This is a genomic window from Lelliottia sp. WB101 (assembly GCF_003051885.1).
Lineage (GTDB): Bacteria > Pseudomonadota > Gammaproteobacteria > Enterobacterales > Enterobacteriaceae > Enterobacter > Enterobacter nimipressuralis.
In genome coordinates this window covers 2031406-2051689 of record NZ_CP028520.1, presented here as the reverse complement: position 1 = coordinate 2051689, position 20284 = coordinate 2031406, and the positions used below count along the sequence as shown (strand labels likewise).

Below are 20284 nucleotides of genomic sequence, written 5' to 3'. Positions count from 1 at the left end.
TCCCCAACATTCACATTCATCCGTTATGATGGTTTCTGAAAAAATAATCACTTAACTCACGATTCCTGACTCTCATGACGAAAACTTCTCAAGGGCTTAGCCCGGCACTTATTCTGCTCATGTCTGTGGCTACCGGCCTTGCGGTGGCCAGTAACTACTATGCGCAACCTTTGCTCGACACCATCGCTCGCGCCTTTTCGCTCTCCGCTAGTTCCGCCGGTTTTATTGTAACGGCCGCCCAGCTCGGCTACGCCGCGGGCCTGCTGTTCCTCGTGCCGCTCGGCGATATGTTTGAACGCCGCAGACTGATCGTCACCATGACGCTGCTGGCAGCGGGCGGGATGTTAATTACGGCCTCCAGCCAGTCGCTGGGGATGATGATCCTCGGTACGGCGCTGACCGGATTGTTCTCGGTCGTGGCCCAGATCCTCGTGCCGCTGGCCGCCACGCTCGCGGCACCAGAAAAGCGCGGCAAAGTGGTAGGAACGATCATGAGCGGCCTGCTGCTGGGGATTTTGCTGGCGCGAACCGTTGCCGGGCTGCTGGCAAGTCTTGGCGGCTGGCGCACGGTCTACTGGGTCGCCAGCGTGCTGATGGTCGTGATGGCCTTTGCCCTGTGGCGCGGCCTGCCAAAAGTGAAGCAGGAGAACCATCTTAACTACCCTCAGCTTCTCGGCTCGGTGTTCAGCCTGTTCACCCAGGATAAACTTCTGAGAACGCGCGCGCTGTTGGGGTGTTTCACCTTTGCCAACTTCAGCATTCTGTGGACCTCAATGGCCTTCCTGCTGGCCTCGCCGCCGTTCAACTATTCCGAAGGGGTGATTGGCCTGTTTGGTCTGGCGGGTGCGGCCGGTGCGCTGGGCGCTCGCCCTGCCGGTGGTCTGGCGGATAAAGGCAAATCCCATCTGACAACCTCCGCCGGGCTGGTCATGCTGCTTCTCTCCTGGGCGGCGATCTGGTACGGGCATATCTCGGTGCTGTCGCTGATTGTCGGGATTCTGGTCCTCGACCTGACCGTACAGGGCGTGCACATCACTAACCAGACGGTGATCTATCGCGTGAAGCCCGACGCACGTAACCGCCTGACTGCCGGTTACATGACCAGCTACTTTATCGGCGGTGCGGCAGGCTCCCTGATCTCGGCGTCCGCGTGGCAGCATTACGGCTGGACCGGCGTGTGCGTGGTCGGTACCCTTGTTGCAGCCGTTAACCTGCTCATCTGGTGGCGCGGCTATCACCTCCAGGAAGCCATTATCTAAGCTTTACATCGGTTTGGGGCTTCTTAGGGTGTTAAGCAGCCCCGCACTCTGTTAAGGTGAGCGTAATTATTTATCCCAGAAATTTTACTGTGGGTGACATATTAGAATACCGCATGAATAGTTCAGACCTACTGGCTGCTCCCGGCCCCATCAGATTGCCGACATTTCCGTTCTGTTTGAAACCTCATGCTGTTTCTCATCACCCGACCCCGTCTTTCGTGGGCGTTAGCCCTTTCATTTCTGTGCTTACCGGGTCACGGATTCGCCCGGCACTTTCTGACAGTGATATCAGTTTGGCGGATATAACCGCACAAATAATTCATTTACATTATTTGTCACTGTCGTTACTATATCGACTGTAATTAATGAGGTCATGCCCAAATGGATAGTTCGTTTACCCCAATTGAACAAATGCTTAAATTTCGCGCCAGTCGCTACGAGGACTTCCCGTATCAGGAGATCCTGTTAACCCGTCTTTGCATGCACATGCAGGGTAAGCTGCTGGATAACCGCAATAAAATGCTGAAAGCTCAAGGGATTAACGAGACGTTGTTTATGGCGTTAATTACCCTGGAATCTCAGGAAGATCACAGTATTCAGCCCTCTGAATTGAGCTGCGCCCTGGGTTCTTCTCGTACTAACGCGACCCGCATCGCGGATGAGCTGGAAAAACGCGGCTGGATTGAACGCCGTGAAAGCGACAACGATCGCCGTTGCCTGCATCTGCAACTGACCGATAAAGGTCATGAATTCCTGCGTGGGGTGCTTCCACCTCAGCACAACTGTCTGCATCAGCTCTGGTCTGCCCTGAGCACGACCGAGCGCGACCAGCTAGAGCACATCACTCGCAAGCTCCTCACCCGTCTGGATCAGATGGACGAAGAGGGCGCCATTCTCGAGGCGCTAAGCTAACGCGACGACACGCTCAACCATCCAGATTACATAAGAAATACTGATAGGCCAGCACGTTACACTGCTGGCCTTTCTGACAACAGGTCGGCCCAGCCGATGTGAAAATAAGAAGATCGTGGAGAACTACAATGAGCGCAAATGCGGAGAACACTCCCCCGCAGCAACCGGTCAACACTAAGAAAGGCAAACGCAAAAGCGCCCTTCTGCTGCTGACTTTGCTCTTTATTATTATTGCCGTGGCATATGGGATCTATTGGTTTTTAGTACTGCGTCATATTGAAGAGACCGATGACGCATACGTGGCAGGGAACCAGGTTCAGATTATGGCGCAGGTGTCGGGCAGCGTGACGAAAGTCTGGGCTGACAATACCGACTTTGTGCAAAAAGGAGATGTGCTGGTCACGCTCGACCCGACCGATGCGCAGCAGGCGTTTGAAAAAGCGCAGACGCAGCTGGCCTCAAGCGTGCGTCAAACCCGTCAGTCGATGATCAACAGCAAGCAGTTGCAGGCGAGCATCGACGTGCAGAAAACCGCCCTGGCGCAGGCGCAGAGCGACCTGAATCGTCGCGTACCGCTCGGCACCGCCAACCTGATTGGCCGTGAAGAGCTGCAACACGCGCGTGACGCCGTGGCCAGCGCGCAGGCGCAGCTTGACGTGGCAATCCAGCAGTACAACGCCAACCAGGCGATGATTCTGGGTACTCATCTTGAAGAGCAGCCTGCCGTTAAACAGGCGGCAACCGAAGTGCGTAACGCCTGGCTTGCCCTGCAACGTACTAAAATTGTCAGCCCGATGACCGGTTACGTCTCCCGTCGTTCCGTTCAGCCTGGCGCACAGATTAGCACCACGACGCCGCTGATGGCGGTGGTTCCGGCGAACAATCTGTGGGTAGATGCCAACTTCAAAGAGACGCAGCTGGCCCACATGCGTATCGGCCAGACCGCGACTATCGTCAGTGATATTTACGGCGACGACGTGAAGTACACCGGTAAAGTGGTCGGTCTGGATATGGGTACCGGCAGCGCGTTCTCCCTGCTGCCTGCGCAGAACGCCACCGGTAACTGGATCAAAGTGGTTCAGCGTCTGCCGGTTCGTATTGAACTGGACGCGAAACAGCTGACGGATCACCCGCTGCGTATCGGTCTGTCGACCCTGGTAACGGTAGATACCGCTGACCGCGAAGGTCAGATGCTGGCGAATCAGGTCCGAAACCATCCGGCCTATGAAAGCAACGCCCGTGAAATCAGCCTTGATCCGGTCAACAAGCTGATTGACGACATCGTGAAAGCGAACGCCGGTTAATCCGAAGGTGAGCGGTATGCAACAGCAAAAACCGCTGGAGGGGGCGCAGCTGGTCATTATGACCATTGCGCTGTCGCTGGCGACATTCATGCAGGTGCTGGACTCCACCATCGCAAACGTGGCGATCCCGACCATCGCCGGTAACCTTGGCTCGTCTCTGAGCCAGGGGACCTGGGTGATCACCTCGTTTGGGGTCGCGAATGCGATCTCCATTCCGATTACCGGGTGGCTTGCGAAACGCGTCGGGGAAGTTCGACTGTTCCTGTGGTCAACGGTGTTGTTCGTCATCGCCTCCTGGGCGTGCGGCATGTCCAACAGCCTGACCATGCTGATCTTCTTCCGTGTGATTCAGGGGATTGTCGCCGGGCCGTTAATCCCGCTCTCCCAAAGCTTGCTGCTGAATAACTACCCGCCCGCCAAGCGCTCAATCGCTCTGGCGCTGTGGTCGATGACCGTGATCGTCGCGCCGATCTGTGGCCCGATCCTCGGTGGGTATATCAGCGACAACTACCACTGGGGCTGGATCTTCTTCATCAACGTGCCAATCGGTGCGTTAGTGGTGCTGATGACGCTGCAATCCCTGCGCGGTCGGGAAACCAAAACCGAGCAGCGGCGAATCGACGGCGTGGGCCTGGCACTGCTGGTGTTAGGGATCGGCAGCCTGCAGATCATGCTGGACCGGGGTAAAGAGCTGGACTGGTTTGCGTCGCAGGAGATCATTGTCCTTACCGTGGTCGCCGTGGTGGCAATCAGCTTCCTGATTGTCTGGGAGCTGACGGACGATAACCCGATAGTCGATCTGTCGCTCTTTAAGTCGCGAAACTTCACCATCGGCTGCCTGTGTATCAGTCTCGCCTATATGCTCTATTTCGGCGCGATTGTTCTGCTGCCGCAGCTGTTGCAGGAGGTATACGGCTACACGGCAACCTGGGCGGGTCTGGCTTCGGCACCGGTCGGTTTGATTCCGGTCCTGCTGTCGCCGATTATTGGCCGCTTTGCCCATAAGCTCGACATGCGTCGACTGGTGACCTTCAGCTTTATTATGTATGCGGTGTGCTTCTACTGGCGTGCGTACACCTTCGAACCGGGAATGGACTTTGGCGCGTCCGCGTGGCCGCAGTTTATTCAGGGCTTCGCCGTGGCGTGCTTCTTTATGCCACTCACCACCATCACGCTCTCTGGCTTACCGCCGGAACGGATGGCGGCGGCATCGAGCCTGTCGAACTTCACCCGTACGCTGGCAGGCTCCATCGGGACGTCTATCACCACGACCCTGTGGACTAACCGCGAGTCGCTGCACCATGCGCAGCTGACGGAATCGGTGAACCCGTTTAACCCGAACGCCCAGCAGATGTACTCCGAGTTGCAAAGTATGGGGATGACGGAGCAGCAGGCGTCTGGCTGGATTGCCCAGCAGATCACCAACCAGGGATTGATTATCTCTGCCAACGAAATCTTCTGGATTTCTGCGGGTATTTTCATTCTGTTGCTGGGGTTGATCTGGTTTGCCAAACCGCCGTTCGGCGCGGGCGGTGGCGGCGGTGGCGCGCACTAACGCGCCGCTTCGCCGGGAAAGTTGTCCATTTCTCTACAGCTTCTGTCAGTCCTGATAAAGCAGCGCTCCTGAAATCGCTTCACGATAGTGAAAAGACAACAGGAGCGCATCATGCTGAAAAACCCCGCACAAAAATACCAACCCTATACGCCTGTCTCCCTGCCCGACCGTCGCTGGCCGGAGCAACGCATCACCCAGGCACCGCGCTGGCTCTCCACCGATTTACGCGATGGCAATCAGGCGCTGGCTGAACCGATGGACAGCGCGCGTAAACTGCAGTTCTGGGATTTGCTCCTCGGCTGTGGTTTTAAGGAGATTGAAGTCGCCTTCCCCTCCGCCTCGCAGACCGATTTCAATTTTGTCCGCCAGCTGATTGAAGAGAACCGCATTCCCGATGATGTCACTATTCAGGTGCTCACCCAGGCGCGGGAAGAGTTGATAACCCGCACTTTCGAATCCTTACGCGGGGCAAAACAGGCAACGATTCATCTGTATAACGCCACCGCGCCCCTGTTCCGCCGCCTGGTGTTTGGCATGGATAAAGCTCAGATTATTGCACTGGCCGTGCGCTCAACGCGCCAGATCCGCACCTTGTGCGAGGAAAACCCGCAGACACACTGGCAATACGAATACTCCCCGGAGACCTTCTGCTTTACCGAGCCGGAATTTGCGCTGGAGATTTGTGAAGCCGTTGCGGAGATCTGGCAGCCGTGCGCGCAAAGGCCGATGATCATCAATCTGCCAGCAACCGTGGAAGTCAGCACGCCGAACGTCTACGCCGATCAGATTGAGTATTTTTGCCGCCACTTTAGCCGCCGCCGCGATGTGTGCATTAGCGTTCACCCGCATAACGATCGCGGCACGGGCGTGGCAAGCGCAGAACTGGCGGTGATGGCAGGGGCCGATCGCGTGGAGGGCTGTCTGTTTGGCAACGGCGAACGCACGGGGAATGTCTGTCTGGTCACGCTGGCGATGAATTTATACAGCCAGGGTGTTAGCCCTCACCTCGATTTCAGCAACATGACCCAGGTCGTCGAGGTGGTGGAGAGCTGCAATCAGCTGCCCGTTCATCCGCGCCATCCATGGGCTGGGCGTCTGGCGTATACCGCCTTTTCCGGCTCCCATCAGGATGCGATCAAAAAAGGCTTCGATGCCCGTAAACCGCATGAACGCTGGGAGATGCCCTATCTGCCGGTCGATCCGCAGGATATCGGCTGTTCCTACGAGGCGGTTATTCGCGTCAACAGCCAGTCGGGGAAAAGCGGCAGCGCATGGCTGATTGAGCAAAATCACGGACTCAAACTGCCCCGCGCCCTGCAGCAAGATTTCAGCCAGCACGTACAGCAGGAAACAGACAGCCACGGCAAAGAGATGACACAAAACGCGCTGTGGCAGCTTTTTCGGGCGCGTTACGGCCTGGTGGCAACGCCCCATTTTGCCCTGCAAAGCTACCGCAGTGAGAGTCAGCAGGACGGGCAGCTGCGCTTAACCGCCACTGTCGCCGTAGATGGCGGGACGCGCCAGCTTGAGGGCCAGGGCAACGGTCTGTTATCGGCGGCGGCCAGCGGGATGCGTCTCTGGCTGAGTGCGCCGTTTGTGATTAAGGATTATCACGAACACTCGCTGGGCGAGCGCAGCGATAGCCGCTCGGTGGCCTATATTCGCTGTCTGTTTCAGGATGGCAGTAGCCGCTGGGGTGTGGGCATCGATAACGACGTGGCGCGCGCCTCGCTTCAGGCGCTGTTAAACGCGGTCGGTTAAGCGTCTTTGAAATAGTCGCTGGGTGAGATCCCTATCACCCGGCGGAACATCGCCGTGAACGCGCTGTGGCTGCCGTAGCCCAGATCGAGCGCCACGCGCAGCACCGGCTGGCCCTGCGCCAGACGCACCAGCGCTTCCAGCAGGCGCGCCCGCCGCGTCCATTCCCCGTAGCTCAACCCGGTCTGCTGCTGAAAATGGCGGTTCAGGGTACGTTCGCTCATGCTGGTGAGGCTGGCGGCCTGCGCGCTGCTCCAGTTATTCTCTGGCGCGCGGCGGATTTGCTGACAGAGCTGGCGCAGCGTGTCCGTCTCCGGTTCAGGCAAACAGAATGGCAGCACCGGCATCAGGCGGATTTCGTCGAGGATCAACTCATAAACGCGCTCGTCGCGGCTACCGGGAGAATACGATTCAGGCAGATCGAATGCGCTGACGATCAGTTCACGCAGTAATGGGGAGATCTGTACGATCTGGCACGAAGCGGGGAGATCGGCGCGGGCCAGGGGATCGATAAACAGCGTGCGTGCCGCCACCTTACCGGTGATACGGATGGCATGCTGTGTTCCGGCGGGCAGCCAGACGCCACGCCCCGGCGGGACCACCCAGCAGCCTGCCTTGGTATCGACCCGCACTACGCCACTCAGGCTGTGCAACAGCTGGGCACAATCGTGCTGATGCCACGGCTCGCTGTCGCCGTGCTGATAGTCATGGGCGAAAGGAACCAACGGGCGATGGGTAAAGGAGAAGGTTGAGGTTGTCGTCATAGGGTCTTGCCGGATGGCAGCTGCGCCGTATCCGGCCTACCTGTCGATATTTCGGTAGGCCTGGTAGACACAGCGCCACCGGGCATCTGCGGGCATCATGCTAGATGTGCAGTTCCTGCAGAGTTTCTTTCGGCAGCGCCAGCTCTTCATTGCTGTTCACGCGAACGTCACGATCGATGATGTGACGCGCGATTTCCTGCGCTTCTTCCAGAGAGTGCATCTGATAAGTGCCGCACTGGTAGATGTTCAGCTCAGGGATCTGGTTCTGCTCTTTCACTTTCAGCACGTCGGCCATCGCCGCTTTCCAGGCATTTGCCACGCGCGTTTCATCTGGCTGGCCAATCAGGCTCATGTAGAAACCGGTACGACAGCCCATTGGAGAGATGTCGATGATTTCCACGCCGTTGCCGTTCAGGTGATCGCGCATGAAACCGGCGAACAGGTGCTCCAGAGTGTGAATGCCTTTTTCTGGCATCACTTCTTTGTTCGGCACGCAGAAACGCAGGTCGAATACGGTGATTGTGTCGCCGTGCGGGGTATGCATGGTTTTCGCAACACGTACTGCAGGTGCTTCCATACGGGTATGGTCGACAGTGAAGCTATCTAATAACGGCATACGTCACCTCCGATAGTGATTATTTTTAAAATAAAATGAACTCTTTCTTCCACTGCGCGTCTGAGTATATGAAAGACGCGCATTTGTTATCATCATCCCTGATTTCAGAGATGTATATTTTGGCCACAGCGATGTGGCCTTTTTCTTTTCTGTCAGGCGTTCTTCGCCAGAAACTCTTCAAACGACTCGGTATCCGCAGCTTCGATTTCACGCTGACGCACCACCGATGCCTCACGCTCCGCCACGAAATCCTCTTCGCTTAAAACTTCCAGCGGCTCCTGCTGCAGCATGTCGCGATACTGTGCGGCAAGCGAACGGCCGGTTCCACCGATACCTTGATCAATCATAGAACGCAGAATGCGCGCTGAGAACGTCAGTTCCGGGTTATCAAACGATTCGACCAGCTGATCGCACACCTTTTGATACTCCTCGCCGCCGTAAACGCTGTCCATCGTCTGCGCTACACGTTTGAGATCGCGGAACAGATCTTTGCCGACTTTCGCCAGCGGGAATTGCGCCGTTTCACAGCCGATACCCAGCGTCAGGCCAGGCTTGCGCCCTTCCAGGATCACACGATTCCAGTTGGTGCGCGTACAGAGCAGTTCATCAGAACTCATCTCTGGCGCATCCGCGAGTACGCACCAGACCATAAACAGATCCAGGAAACGCACCTGCTGCTCGTCGACGCCAATAGGCGAGAACGGGTTGATGTCCAGCGAGCGCACTTCAATGTACTCAATGCCGCCGCGCTCCAGCGCATCTGACGGCGCTTCGCCGCTACGCGTAACGCGTTTCGGGCGGATCGGTGCGTACAGCTCGTTTTCAATCTGCAGCACATTGCTGTTGATCTGCAGGCGCTTACCGTCTTTCTCAAGGCCGATTTTCTCGTACTCTTCCGACGGTGTTTTGATCGCTCGCTTCAAGCCTGCCACATATTCGTGCAATTCGTTAAACGTAATTCCGAGATTGCTTTGCGACTTATTGGTATAACCAAGGTCACTCAGGCGCAGAGAGGTGGCGTACGGCAGGTAATACATGCCGCAATCGGTCTTCTCAAACGGCAGTGTGGTCGGTTTGCCCTGCAAGAACGAGGAGCAAATCGCCGGTGAGGCACCGAACAGGTACGGAATCACCCAGCCAAAGCGGTAGTAGTTGCGGATCAGACGGAAATACCCCGCCGAGATCGCCTCTTTATCCGTTTCGCCGCACTTCGCCTGCCAGAACGCCATCGGCAGCGAGAAGTTGTAATGCACGCCGGAGATGGTCTGCATTAGCGCGCCGTAGCGGTTTTTCAGACCTTCGCGATAGAGCGTTTTCAGACGGCCAATGTTCGAGGTGCCGTATTGCGCCAGCTCAATATCCTGCCCCTGCTCGATATAACACGGCATGCTCAGCGGCCACATGCGCTCATCGCCCAAATGACGGGCGGTAAAGCGGTGAACGTCACGCATCAGAGTCAGCATGTGGTCAATGTCGCCATCGACGGGCGTAATGAACTCAAGCAGCGCTTCGGCGAAGTCGGTGGTGATCCATTTATGTGTCAGCGCAGAGCCTAGCTCTTTCGGATGGCCGGTTGTTGCCAGACTGCCATCTTCATTCACGCGCAGTGTTTCGCGCTCAAGCCCACGCTGAATCCCCTTCAGGGCCTGAGGGTGTTTTTCCAGCCAGGCCAGCGCCTGTGATACGTCCGGGATCAAATTGACCTCCCGCCTGTCAAAATAAGAGTTATCCAGCATAAATTGTAATGGTTGACGATTGAAGGTCGCTTTTTCATTCCACCAATTAGTGCCACCACGTCATGCCCTGCAGGGTTGCCAGTGCCACGAGGACATAGCGCAACGCCTTGCCAAGGCATAAAAAAAAGAGCACTGGTCCCCAGGAGATGCGCATCCATCCCGCCAGCAGACACAGTAAATCGCCTATAACAGGCATCCAGCTTAGTAAAAGCGTGGCAGCACCATAGCGTTTAAGCCAGCCTGCTGCCTTTTCCTGCCAGCGTGATGTTTTACGCAGCGGAAAGAAACGCCCAAGAATAACGTTAGTCAGCCCTCCAAGGCTATTACCCATTGTTGCTATTACTACCAACAGCCAGGGCTGACTCACACCAGATAACAGCATCGCGACCAGCACAACTTCCGAATTACCCGGTAAGAGTGTGGCACTTAAAAAACTGCTGGCAAATAAAGAGGCGAGTGACAGCAGGTCACTCACAGCAGGCGAACATCCACAGCATCCATTCCGGCGTCACGCGCGGCCTGAATGCCAAAGTCTGCATCCTCAAACACCACGCACTTATGCGCCGGAACGCCCATCAGTTCCGCGCAAAGCAGAAAGGTGTCCGGAGCGGGTTTGTGGTTTTGAACATGATCGGCGGCGACAACCGCTGAGAAATAGTGACGCAAGCCCAGATGATTGAGCAGCGCTTCCGCAACAGCACTTTCACTTCCCGTGCCAACGGACATCGGACGACGACCGTGCCACTCTTTGACAACGTCAATTAGCGGAAGCGGACGAACGGTGTCTAAAAGCATGGCTTTGACGGCATCGGTTTTTTCACGGGCCAGCAGATGGGGGTCGAGATCGGCGTGGTTTAGCTCAATCACGGCCTGAGCGATTCGCCAGGTGGGTGAGCCATTCAGCGCAACCATCGCCTGTAAGTCGAACGTCATGCCATAACGACCCAGAACGTCATTCCAGGCTTTACGGTGTGTGGGTTCGGTATCCAGGATGGTGCCATCCATGTCGAAGATCAGACCGTCATACTGTGCGTACATCGTGCTCTCGCCAAACGATTAACAAGACATTACTTTATCGTAAACGAGGATTTTTGTCGCTGATTCTGGTTGTAATACAAAGGGGATGGTGAGTAATTGAACTGTGGGGGAGATACTGAGGAGAAATGGTGCATCCGGGAGGATTACTCGGCTGCGCCTCACCCGACGGGCCGTTGCTAAAGCAACGTTATCCTCCCTGGTACTCGCGAGCATCTCGCAGACCTTGAAACAACAGCGTGGCTGCTATCTCGGAGAATATGGTGCATCCGGGAGGATTCGAACCTCCGACCGCTCGGTTCGTAGCCGAGTACTCTATCCAGCTGAGCTACGGATGCATCAGGGTGTACTGCTTTTACTGCTTGATACGTCATATCACTTCTAAAGCAATATGAAGTAATAGATGGTGCATCCGGGAGGATTCGAACCTCCGACCGCTCGGTTCGTAGCCGAGTACTCTATCCAGCTGAGCTACGGATGCATCGGGATTTACTATTTTACTGCTTGATACGTCATATCACTTCTAAAGCAATATGAAGTAATAGATGGTGCATCCGGGAGGATTCGAACCTCCGACCGCTCGGTTCGTAGCCGAGTACTCTATCCAGCTGAGCTACGGATGCATCAGGGGGTACTGCTTTTACTGCTGATTCAATGTCACTCAACAAGCCGCAACACTGAGAATGATGGTGCATCCGGGAGGATTCGAACCTCCGACCGCTCGGTTCGTAGCCGAGTACTCTATCCAGCTGAGCTACGGATGCAAAATGGCGGTGAGGCGGGGATTCGAACCCCGGATGCAGCTTTTGACCGCATACTCCCTTAGCAGGGGAGCGCCTTCAGCCTCTCGGCCACCTCACCACACAACGCCTCTTTCGAGTGCTTCGAGTAACTCGTTAAGAGCTTCTCGTCGCTGCGTGGCGCATATATTACTTTCTGGGACTTATAAGTCAAACAATTTTCCACAAGCTTTTATCGTTTGCACAAATCACACTCAATTCGCATGTAAAAGCCGCAAAGAGGGTGTTTTATAAACGGATTTTGCGGGCATCAGCACAGAAATCCTCGGGCAAAATTGCGGTCTTTGAGCGAGATAAGGGTTTGAGAGAGACAAAAAACGGAAGGAATGAAATCGAACGGTAACTTTATGCAGGAAGAATATCGAGAGCGTTGCGTCTCGCCGGGCGGCGAGACGCGATAATATCAGTAACTGGACTGCTGGGATTTTTCAGCCTGGATACGCTGGTAGATCTCTTCACGATGGACAGAGACTTCTTTAGGGGCGTTCACACCAATACGTACCTGGTTACCCTTCACCCCTAAAACTGTCACGGTGACCTCATCCCCAATCATGAGGGTCTCACCAACTCGACGAGTCAGAATCAGCATTCTTTGCTCCTTGAAAGATTAAAAGAGTCGGGTCTCTTGTATCCCGGCATTATCCATCATATAACGCCAAAAAGTAAGCGATGACAAACACGTAATGTGTAAGCAGTCACGGCATCACATTCTGTTAAACGTAAGTTTAGCCGATATACACAAACTCAACCTGACTTTATCGTTAGCGATAGCGTAGTGATAAAAACGCCATAACGGTGAGGTTATGGCGTTTTTTTACGCTTTGTAATTATTACAGTTTAGCGCTTACCCAGCTTTCAACGCTGGCCAATGCTGCTGGAAGTGCTGACACATCCGTACCACCGGCTTGTGCCATGTCGGGACGACCACCACCTTTGCCACCCACTTGCTGAGCGACCATACCAATCAGTTCCCCTGCTTTCACGCGGTCAGTCACATCCTTAGAGACGCCCGCAATCAGAGAAACCTTACCTTCAGCCGCTGTCGCCAGAACGATAACCGTTGAACCGAGCTGGTTCTTGAGATCATCAACCATGGTACGAAGCATCTTAGGTTCAACGCCTGCCAGTTCGCTGACTAGCAGTTTAACACCTTTAATTTCAACCGCTTTGCTGGAGAGATTTGCGCTCTCCTGCACCGCAGCCTGTTCTTTCAACTGCTGCAGCTCTTTTTCCAGCTGACGAGTACGTTCCAGCGCGCTACGTACTTTCTCACCCAGATTGTGGCTGTCACCTTTAAGCAACTGGGCAATGTCGTGCAGTTGGTCGCTTTCAGCATGCAGGCTGGCGATCGCACCTTCACCGGTCACGGCTTCGATACGACGTACGCCAGCGGCAGTGCCTGATTCAGACAGGATACGGAACAGGCCGATATCACCCGTACGTGAGGCGTGAGTACCGCCGCACAGTTCGGTGGAGAAATCACCCATGCTCAGGACGCGAACGCGCTCGTCGTATTTCTCGCCGAACAACGCCATCGCCCCTTTCGCTTTCGCTGCTTCGAGATCCATGATGTGGGTCTCGATTGGCAGGTTACGGCGAATCTGGGCGTTGACCATATCTTCCACCGCGCGGATTTCGGACGGTTTCATCGCTTCGAAATGCGAGAAGTCAAAGCGCAGCACTTTGTCATTCACCAGAGAACCTTTCTGAGCAACGTGCGTACCCAGCACATCGCGCAGGGCGGCATGCATCAGGTGCGTTGCAGAGTGGTTCAGACGAATGCGCGCGCGGCGAGCTTCATCCACTTCGGCTTTCACGCCAGCGCCGACTTTCAGGGAACCTGAAGCCAGTTTGCCGACGTGACCAATTGCCTGGCCGTATTTCTGGGTGTCAGTGACGGTGAAGGCAAAATCGCTACCTTTTAGCTCACCTTTATCGCCCACCTGGCCGCCAGACTCCGCGTAGAACGGCGTTTTATCCAGAACGACAACCGCATCCTGGCCTGCGCTGATGCTGTCCACGGCTTTGCCGTCAACAAACAGTGCGGTCACTTTACCGGTCAGTTCCAGATGGTCGTAGCCCTGGAATTCAGAAGCGCTATCGACGCGAATCATCGCGTTGTAGTCTGCGCCGAAACCGCTGGATTCACGCGCACGGCGGCGCTGCTCTTCCATTGCGGCTTCAAAGCCCGCTTCGTCGACTTTAATATTACGTTCACGGCAGACGTCAGCAGTCAGATCGACCGGGAAGCCGTAGGTATCGTACAGACGGAATGCGGTGTCGCCATCCAGCGTATCGCCGGACAGTTTAGAGAGTTCTTCGTCAAGCAGCGCCAGACCGCGCTCAAGGGTACGCGCAAACTGCTCTTCTTCGGTTTTCAGCACCTGCTCAACCTGCGCCTGCTGGCGTTTCAGTTCGTCGCCCGCCGCACCCATGACGCCAATCAGTGGCCCCACCAGTTTATAGAAGAAGGTGTCCTTCGCGCCCAGCATGTTGCCGTGACGGATCGCACGACGAATGATACGACGCAGCACGTAGCCACGGTTTTCATTCGACGGGATAACGCCGTCAGCAATCAGGAAGGCACAGGAACGAATGTGGTCTGCAATGACGCGCAGAGATTTGTTGCTCAGATCGGTCGCACCGGTCACTTCAGCCACGGATTTAATCAGGGTGCTGAACAGATCGATGTCGTAGTTGGAGTTCACGTGCTGCAGAACCGCGGCGATACGCTCCAGACCCATACCGGTATCTACGGATGGCTTCGGCAGTGGCTCCATGGTGCCGTCAACCTGACGGTTGAACTGCATGAAGACGATGTTCCAGATCTCAATGTAGCGATCGCCGTCTTCTTCTGCGGTGCCCGGAGGTCCACCCCAGATGTGGTCGCCGTGATCGTAGAAGATCTCGGTACAAGGGCCGCATGGACCGGTGTCACCCATCTGCCAGAAGTTGTCAGACGCGTATGGCGCGCCCTTGTTATCGCCGATGCGAATAATGCGCTCACGCGGGATACCGACTTCTTTTTCCCAGATTTCGTAAGCTTCATCATCGGTTTCGTAGACGGTCACCCACAGACGCTCTTTCGGCAGGTTGAACCAGTTTTCACCGGTCAGCAGTTCCCACGCGTATTGAATGGCATCGTGTTTAAAGTAGTCGCCGAAGCTGAAGTTACCCAGCATCTCGAAGAAAGTATGGTGACGTGCGGTGTAACCGACGTTTTCCAGATCGTTGTGTTTACCGCCCGCACGCACGCAACGCTGTGACGTTGTGGCGCGGGAATAATTACGCTTGTCGAGACCAAGGAAAACATCCTTGAACTGGTTCATCCCGGCGTTGGTAAACAGAAGAGTCGGGTCATTGTTCGGTACCAGGGAGCTGCTGGCAACAACCTGGTGTCCCTTACTATGGAAAAAGTCGAGAAACGCCTGACGGATCTCAGCGGTGCTCTTGCTCATAATTATCCTGAAATCAAGCTAACGAAATGTCGCAGCCAGCCTGTCTCTGTTGATGCCTGGACGGACTGACTACTGGAAAAAGTGGGAATAAGATAAGTTTTCTTGCAAGGGAAGTAAAATCCCGCATGCGCTCAATCGGCAAAATTACGCCATATATCCTGAATATCTTCCATCAGGAAGCCGCGGTACAACAAAAATCGTTGGATTTTAACTTTTTCTGAAAATTCACGCGGCAGGGGTTCACCGTATTTACGAATCGCCTGCTCGCGGGCCAACTCACACCAGTCAATGTCGCACTCACGCATGGCCTCATCGATGGCCGCACGCGCGATACCTTTTTGGTTTAGCTCCTGACGGATCCTTGCCGGGCCATAACCCTTGCGGCTCCGGCTGGCGATGAAGCGCGTGACAAAACGACTGTCATCGAGATAGCGGTATTCATAGCACCAGGCAATGACGCGATCATAATCTTCTGCCGTAGCGTCGATTGCTTCCGGGCCGTTTTTTCCCATCACGGGCGCGGAGAGTTTGCGGCGCAGCTCTTGCTCGCTGTTATCGCGTACTGCAAGAATGCGCACAGCTCGATCCAGTAAACGGGCGTAGGCAGGGCGGCGCGAGGTGTTTTCACTCATAACAAACCAGCTGTTTTATAAATGCAAAAAGGGCCGCAATCGCAGCCCTTGTTTTTAGACGAAGAGATTAGAAATCTTCTTTGGTTTCTTCAGCATCAGCGCTATCGACAACGAAGTCAGGCTTAGAGTCCTGGTTGTTGAGAAGCAGTTCGCGCACTTTCTTCTCAATTTCTTTCGCTGCCGCCGGGTTTTCTTTCAGCCAGGAGATTGCGTTTGCTTTGCCCTGACCAATTTTGTCGCCGTTGTAGCTGTACCAGGCGCCCGCTTTTTCAATCAGCTTCTCTTTCACGCCCAGATCCACCAGCTCGCCGAAGAAGTTGATGCCTTCGCCGTAGAGGATCTGGAACTCAGCCTGCTTGAACGGCGCAGCGATTTTGTTCTTCACGACCTTCACGCGGGTTTCGCTACCAACGACGTTATCGCCCTCTTTCACCGCACCGATACGGCGGATATCCAGACGGACAGAGGCGTAGAACTTCAGCGCGTTACCACCGGTAGTGGTTTCCGGGTTACCGAACATGACGCCAATCTTCATACGGATCTGGTTGATGAAAATCAGAAGCGTATTGGATTGCTTCAGGTTACCAGCCAGTTTACGCATCGCCTGGCTCATCATACGTGCCGCGAGGCCCATGTGAGAGTCGCCGATTTCGCCTTCGATTTCCGCTTTTGGCGTCAGCGCAGCAACGGAGTCGACAACCAGTACATCTACAGCACCTGAACGCGCCAGGGCGTCACAGATTTCCAGTGCCTGCTCACCCGTATCTGGCTGAGAGCAGAGCAGGTTGTCGATATCAACGCCCAGTTTACGTGCATAGACTGGGTCCAGCGCGTGTTCGGCGTCGATGAACGCACAGGTTTTACCTTCGCGCTGTGCGGCTGCAATGACCTGCAGCGTCAGGGTCGTTTTACCTGAAGATTCCGGGCCGTAGATTTCTACGATACGGCCCATTGGCAGGCCGCCCGCACCCAGTGCGATATCCAGAGAAAGCGAACCGGTGGAGATGGTTTCCACGTCCATGGAACGGTCTTCACCCAGGCGCATGATGGAGCCTTTACCAAATTGTTTTTCAATCTGGCCGAGTGCTGCCGCCAACGCTTTCTGTTTGTTTTCGTCGATAGCCATTATTACTCCTGTCATGCCGGGGATGTGCGCCGGATAGTGAATTCTGTTCTGTTGGTGCAATTATACTGTATGGTCATACAGTATCAAGTGTTTTGTAGAAATTGTTGCCAGAGCATTTTTAACGCATATTCCGTCGCCTGTCGGCGCACGCTTTCACGATCACCGCTGAAGCATTCGCGGAAGGTGAGGCCCTGCCCCTGGGAAGTGGCAAAACCAAACCAGACGGTGCCCACAGGTTTGACATCACTGCCACCGTCCGGCCCGGCAATACCGCTGATGGCGATCGCGTAGTCCGCACGCGCCGCTTTGAGCGCGCCAATCGCCATTTCCACCACCACCGGTTCGCTGACAGCGCCATGCTGTTCCAGCGTCGATTCGCGCACGCCAATCATCTGCGCTTTGGCTTCGTTACTGTAGGTCACAAAACTGCGTTCGAACCAGGCGGAGCTTCCCGCAATATCCGTAATCACTTTTGCCACCCAGCCGCCGGTGCAGGATTCAGCCGTCGTCAGCGTCGCGCCGCGCTGCTTCAACGCCAGGCCCACAACTTCGCTCAGCTGCATCAATTCATGGTCAGTCATCATCGCTTTAGGCTCCTGAAAAACATGCAGCACAAGATAGCACTTTCTCATGGGATATGGGGATGAGGTTCCGGTTTTACGAGGAGGCTTCAGAAAAAAGCCGATGCGGTCGCATCGGCGTGGAAAGGCTGATTATTTCATGCTGTCGGCGAGGGTATTGACGTTGTGGCGAAACGCATTCACGTAAGTATCCGCCACGCCGCCTTTGGCGGAAAGCGCTTCGGGATAAAGCTCTCCACCCGGCTGCGCGCCCGTCGCGCTGGCAATCTGCTTCACCAGACGCGGATCGAGCTGGTTCTCCATAAACCAGGTTTTGACGCCATCGGCTTTAATCTGGTTGATGATCTCCGCCACCTGTGCGGCGCTGGCTTCGCTCTCAGAGGAAAGGCCTTGCGGGGCCATAAATGTCACGCCGTAAGCGCGGCTGAAATAGCCGAAGGCATCATGGCTGGTGAGGACTTTGCGCTTCTCCTGCGGGATCTGGCTGAAGCGCGATTTCGCCCATCCGTCGAGCTGTGTCAGCTGCGTAATATAGGGTTTGCCCGTGGCCTCCAGCGCCGCTTTCTCATCCGGATCGGCACTGACCAGCCCTGCCAGAATATTTTGAGCATACAGCGCGCCATTCGCAGCGCTATTCCAGGCATGCGGATCGGTCACGGTTTTGCCGTCCTCCTCCAGCGTATGGGTTTCCACCCCTTTTGATGCCACGACCAGCGTGCCTTTAAAACCTGACGCTTTAACCAGGCGATCCAGCCACCCTTCCAGCCCAAGGCCATTCACAACCACCACGTCCGCTTTGCTGAGCGCCGCGCTGTCTTTTGGCGACGGCTCGAAGGTGTGCGGATCGCCGTCCGGCCTCACCAGCGTCGTCACTTTTACATGGTCGCCGCCCACTTCTTGCGTGATGTCACCCAAAATAGAAAAACTGGTTACCACGTTCAGCGTTTTTGCCAGCGCGCCTTGCGACAACAGCCCCAGTGCAAGCGCCATCATTACCCCTGTCTTCTTCATCATTTCCCCTTGCGTTAAAAATGCGCGCGCAGCCTGCTGCGCGAGCCACATAAAACCGAAATAAGGAACCAGCCGCTGGCCGTCAGCACAATGGAAGGCCCGGCGGGGAGGCTCACTGCCCACGACAGGCTCAATCCGAGCCAGGCGCAGAACACGCCGCTGACGCCTGCCATCAGCAGAAGCCCCGGTAAGGTGCGCATCCAGCAGCGAGCGGCAACAGCAGGCAGCATCATCAGCCCTACCGCCATCAGCGTGCCGAGGACCTGGAATCCGGCGACCAGATTCAGCACCAACAGCGCCAGGAATAAACCGTGGAGTAGCGCGGGCAGCCAGCGTTTGTTGGCCTGCAGCCACGCGATGTCAAACGCCTCCGTGACCAGCCCGCGGTAAAACAGGGCCAGCAGCATTAAGGTCAGGGCGCAGACACCGGCGACAAACAGGGCCGCGCTGTTATCCACCGCCAGAATCGAGCCAAAAAGCAGATGCAACAGATTGACATTCGAACCGCGCAGCGAAACCAGGGTCACACCCAGCGCCAGTGAGCCCAGGTACAGCCCGGCGAAACTGGCATCCTCTTTCAGGGGCGTGCGTCGGCTGACTAAACCTGCCACCAGCGCCACGACGATCCCGGCGAGAAACCCGCCGATACTCATCGCCAGCAGAGACATTCCATTGACCAGATACCCCACCGCCACGCCCGGTAAAATGGCGTGCGACAGCGCATCGCCCATCAGACTCATACGCCGCAGCAACAGAAAAACACCGAGCATTGTGGTGCTGACGGACAACGCCAGGCACACCACCAGTGCGCGGCGCATAAAGCCGTATTCGATAAACGGCTGGAAGAAAATATGCCAGATCATGCGACTCTCACCCGCTCCGCGCCCCAGTGGGGTACCGCCGTATCCAGCCGCAACGTCTGCGGGAAATGGCGCGATACACGCTCGCTGTCATGCAGCACCGCCAGCACCGTTTGCCCGCTCAGATACATTTCCAGCATCAATTCCATCAGCACATTACAGGTAGCTTCATCGACCCCCGTGAACGGCTCATCCAGCATCACCAGCGGCGCCTCCTGCACCAGCACTCTGGCGAACAACATGCGCTGAAACTGGCCGCCCGATAGCTCGTCGATGGTGGCGGCTGCAAGATCCTGCAGGCCGACGCGCTCCAGGGCATGGGCGATTTTCAGACGGGTTTCGCGTCGAAAAGCCGCCAGCAGCGAAATCTGTGGCCAGCAACCCATACTCACTACGTCCTGAACCGTCAGGGGGAACTGCGCCTCCAGCATATGACGCTGCGCCAGCCAGCCGATCGTCGGGCGTTTCTCGCGCCAGCGAAATCCCCCGCTAACCGGCGGAATAAATCCCGCCAGGGTTTTGAGGAGTGTCGATTTGCCGCAGCCGTTCGCACCGACAATCGCCGTCATACTGCCGCGTTCGATCACGCCATTCAGCGTCTGCGTGACGGGCTGGCGGTCATACCCTGCCACCAGATTTTGCAGTTCAATCATGGGAGAACCACCGCCCAGCGCACCGCCAGGCCAATCAGCGCAATCAGAATCGCCGCGAGTAACAGGCGATTGAGCGCAGAAAGAGAGAAGAGAGACATCGTTGCACCACCATTAAATGTTATAACATAACAATAATGAAATGCGATGCAGATGTAAACGCGAATAAAAGAGTGGGAGTGTGGCGAAATGTTTCTGTCGAAAGCGAGTGTTGCCCGGTGACGATT

General features: G+C 55.7%; 18 protein-coding genes and 5 tRNA genes. 5 read left to right on the top strand and 18 right to left on the bottom strand.

From position 1 onward, the window contains the following. Positions 1 to 74: 74 nt before the first annotated feature. From DAI21_RS09825 to leuA, 5 genes are all read left to right on the top strand, one after another. Positions 75 to 1259 (top strand): MFS transporter, encoded by a 1185-nt coding sequence (locus DAI21_RS09825; protein ID WP_107702970.1) that lies wholly within the window; start codon positions 75 to 77, stop codon positions 1257 to 1259. 381 nt (positions 1260 to 1640) lie between these two features. Next, on the top strand, positions 1641 to 2171 hold the full coding sequence (gene mprA, locus DAI21_RS09820; protein ID WP_100779188.1) for a transcriptional repressor MprA: 531 nt from the start codon (positions 1641 to 1643) through the stop codon (positions 2169 to 2171). A 128-nt stretch (positions 2172 to 2299) separates the two neighbouring features. Then, positions 2300 to 3475, top strand: coding sequence for a multidrug efflux MFS transporter periplasmic adaptor subunit EmrA (gene emrA, locus DAI21_RS09815; RefSeq protein WP_100779187.1), 1176 nt, complete (start codon positions 2300 to 2302; stop codon positions 3473 to 3475). A 16-nt stretch (positions 3476 to 3491) separates the two neighbouring features. Further along, positions 3492 to 5030 carry a multidrug efflux MFS transporter permease subunit EmrB gene (gene emrB, locus DAI21_RS09810; protein ID WP_100779186.1) on the top strand — a complete coding sequence of 513 codons (1539 nt, stop codon included), beginning with the start codon at positions 3492 to 3494 and terminating at the stop codon, positions 5028 to 5030. A gap of 111 nt (positions 5031 to 5141) precedes the next feature. Beyond that, positions 5142 to 6791 (top strand): 2-isopropylmalate synthase, encoded by a 1650-nt coding sequence (gene leuA / locus DAI21_RS09805; protein ID WP_107702969.1) that lies wholly within the window; start codon positions 5142 to 5144, stop codon positions 6789 to 6791. Here the strand turns inward: leuA and DAI21_RS09800 are convergent. The 18 genes from DAI21_RS09800 to DAI21_RS09715 form a co-directional block, all read right to left on the bottom strand. Beyond that, a complete protein-coding gene (locus DAI21_RS09800) occupies positions 6788 to 7552 on the bottom strand; it encodes a helix-turn-helix domain-containing protein (RefSeq protein ID WP_107702968.1) in 765 nt (254 codons plus the stop codon). The two genes, leuA and DAI21_RS09800, sit on opposite strands and share 4 nt — an antisense overlap. Before the next feature lie 100 nt (positions 7553 to 7652). Further along, positions 7653 to 8168 (bottom strand): S-ribosylhomocysteine lyase, encoded by a 516-nt coding sequence (luxS, locus tag DAI21_RS09795; RefSeq protein WP_107702967.1) that lies wholly within the window; start codon positions 8166 to 8168, stop codon positions 7653 to 7655. Between the two features lie 152 nt (positions 8169 to 8320). Beyond that, positions 8321 to 9865, bottom strand: a complete 1545-nt coding sequence (gshA, locus tag DAI21_RS09790) for a glutamate--cysteine ligase (RefSeq protein WP_107704237.1) — start codon at positions 9863 to 9865, stop codon at positions 8321 to 8323. An 85-nt stretch (positions 9866 to 9950) separates the two neighbouring features. Then, on the bottom strand, positions 9951 to 10379 hold the full coding sequence (locus DAI21_RS09785; protein ID WP_095283032.1) for a YqaA family protein: 429 nt from the start codon (positions 10377 to 10379) through the stop codon (positions 9951 to 9953). Then, the gene (gene yqaB, locus DAI21_RS09780) at positions 10376 to 10942 is read right to left on the bottom strand and encodes a fructose-1-phosphate/6-phosphogluconate phosphatase (protein ID WP_100779182.1); all 567 of its coding nucleotides are present in this window, start codon (positions 10940 to 10942) and stop codon (positions 10376 to 10378) included. The genes DAI21_RS09785 and yqaB overlap by 4 nt, the downstream gene beginning before the upstream one ends. A 258-nt stretch (positions 10943 to 11200) precedes the next feature. Next, positions 11201 to 11277: transfer RNA gene (locus tag DAI21_RS09775), tRNA-Arg, on the bottom strand. Positions 11278 to 11343: 66 nt separating this feature from the next. Next, positions 11344 to 11420 (bottom strand) — tRNA-Arg (locus tag DAI21_RS09770). 65 nt (positions 11421 to 11485) lie between these two features. Continuing rightward, a tRNA-Arg gene (locus DAI21_RS09765) sits at positions 11486 to 11562 on the bottom strand. A 64-nt stretch (positions 11563 to 11626) separates the two neighbouring features. Continuing rightward, positions 11627 to 11703: transfer RNA gene (locus DAI21_RS09760), tRNA-Arg, on the bottom strand. A 4-nt stretch (positions 11704 to 11707) separates the two neighbouring features. Next, a tRNA-Ser gene (locus DAI21_RS09755) sits at positions 11708 to 11800 on the bottom strand. Between the two features lie 342 nt (positions 11801 to 12142). Then, positions 12143 to 12328 (bottom strand): carbon storage regulator CsrA, encoded by a 186-nt coding sequence (gene csrA / locus DAI21_RS09750; RefSeq protein ID WP_000906486.1) that lies wholly within the window; start codon positions 12326 to 12328, stop codon positions 12143 to 12145. 241 nt (positions 12329 to 12569) lie between these two features. Next, positions 12570 to 15197: an alanine--tRNA ligase gene (gene alaS / locus DAI21_RS09745; protein WP_102105415.1), complete on the bottom strand. Its 2628-nt coding sequence runs from the start codon at positions 15195 to 15197 to the stop codon at positions 12570 to 12572. A gap of 131 nt (positions 15198 to 15328) precedes the next feature. Then, positions 15329 to 15829: a recombination regulator RecX gene (gene recX, locus DAI21_RS09740; protein ID WP_107702966.1), complete on the bottom strand. Its 501-nt coding sequence runs from the start codon at positions 15827 to 15829 to the stop codon at positions 15329 to 15331. A 67-nt stretch (positions 15830 to 15896) separates the two neighbouring features. Then, positions 15897 to 16955: a recombinase RecA gene (gene recA / locus DAI21_RS09735; RefSeq protein WP_100779179.1), complete on the bottom strand. Its 1059-nt coding sequence runs from the start codon at positions 16953 to 16955 to the stop codon at positions 15897 to 15899. Positions 16956 to 17038: 83 nt separating this feature from the next. Next, the gene (pncC, locus tag DAI21_RS09730; RefSeq protein ID WP_100780829.1) at positions 17039 to 17536 is read right to left on the bottom strand and encodes a nicotinamide-nucleotide amidase; all 498 of its coding nucleotides are present in this window, start codon (positions 17534 to 17536) and stop codon (positions 17039 to 17041) included. A 132-nt stretch (positions 17537 to 17668) separates the two neighbouring features. Continuing rightward, positions 17669 to 18547 (bottom strand): metal ABC transporter substrate-binding protein, encoded by an 879-nt coding sequence (locus DAI21_RS09725; RefSeq protein WP_107702965.1) that lies wholly within the window; start codon positions 18545 to 18547, stop codon positions 17669 to 17671. A 14-nt stretch (positions 18548 to 18561) separates the two neighbouring features. Then, on the bottom strand, positions 18562 to 19410 hold the full coding sequence (locus DAI21_RS09720) for a metal ABC transporter permease (protein WP_107702964.1): 849 nt from the start codon (positions 19408 to 19410) through the stop codon (positions 18562 to 18564). Further along, on the bottom strand, positions 19407 to 20060 hold the full coding sequence (locus DAI21_RS09715; RefSeq protein ID WP_107702963.1) for a metal ABC transporter ATP-binding protein: 654 nt from the start codon (positions 20058 to 20060) through the stop codon (positions 19407 to 19409). Before DAI21_RS09715 ends, DAI21_RS09720 begins: the two co-directional genes overlap by 4 nt. Between the last annotated feature and the right edge of the window lie 224 nt (positions 20061 to 20284).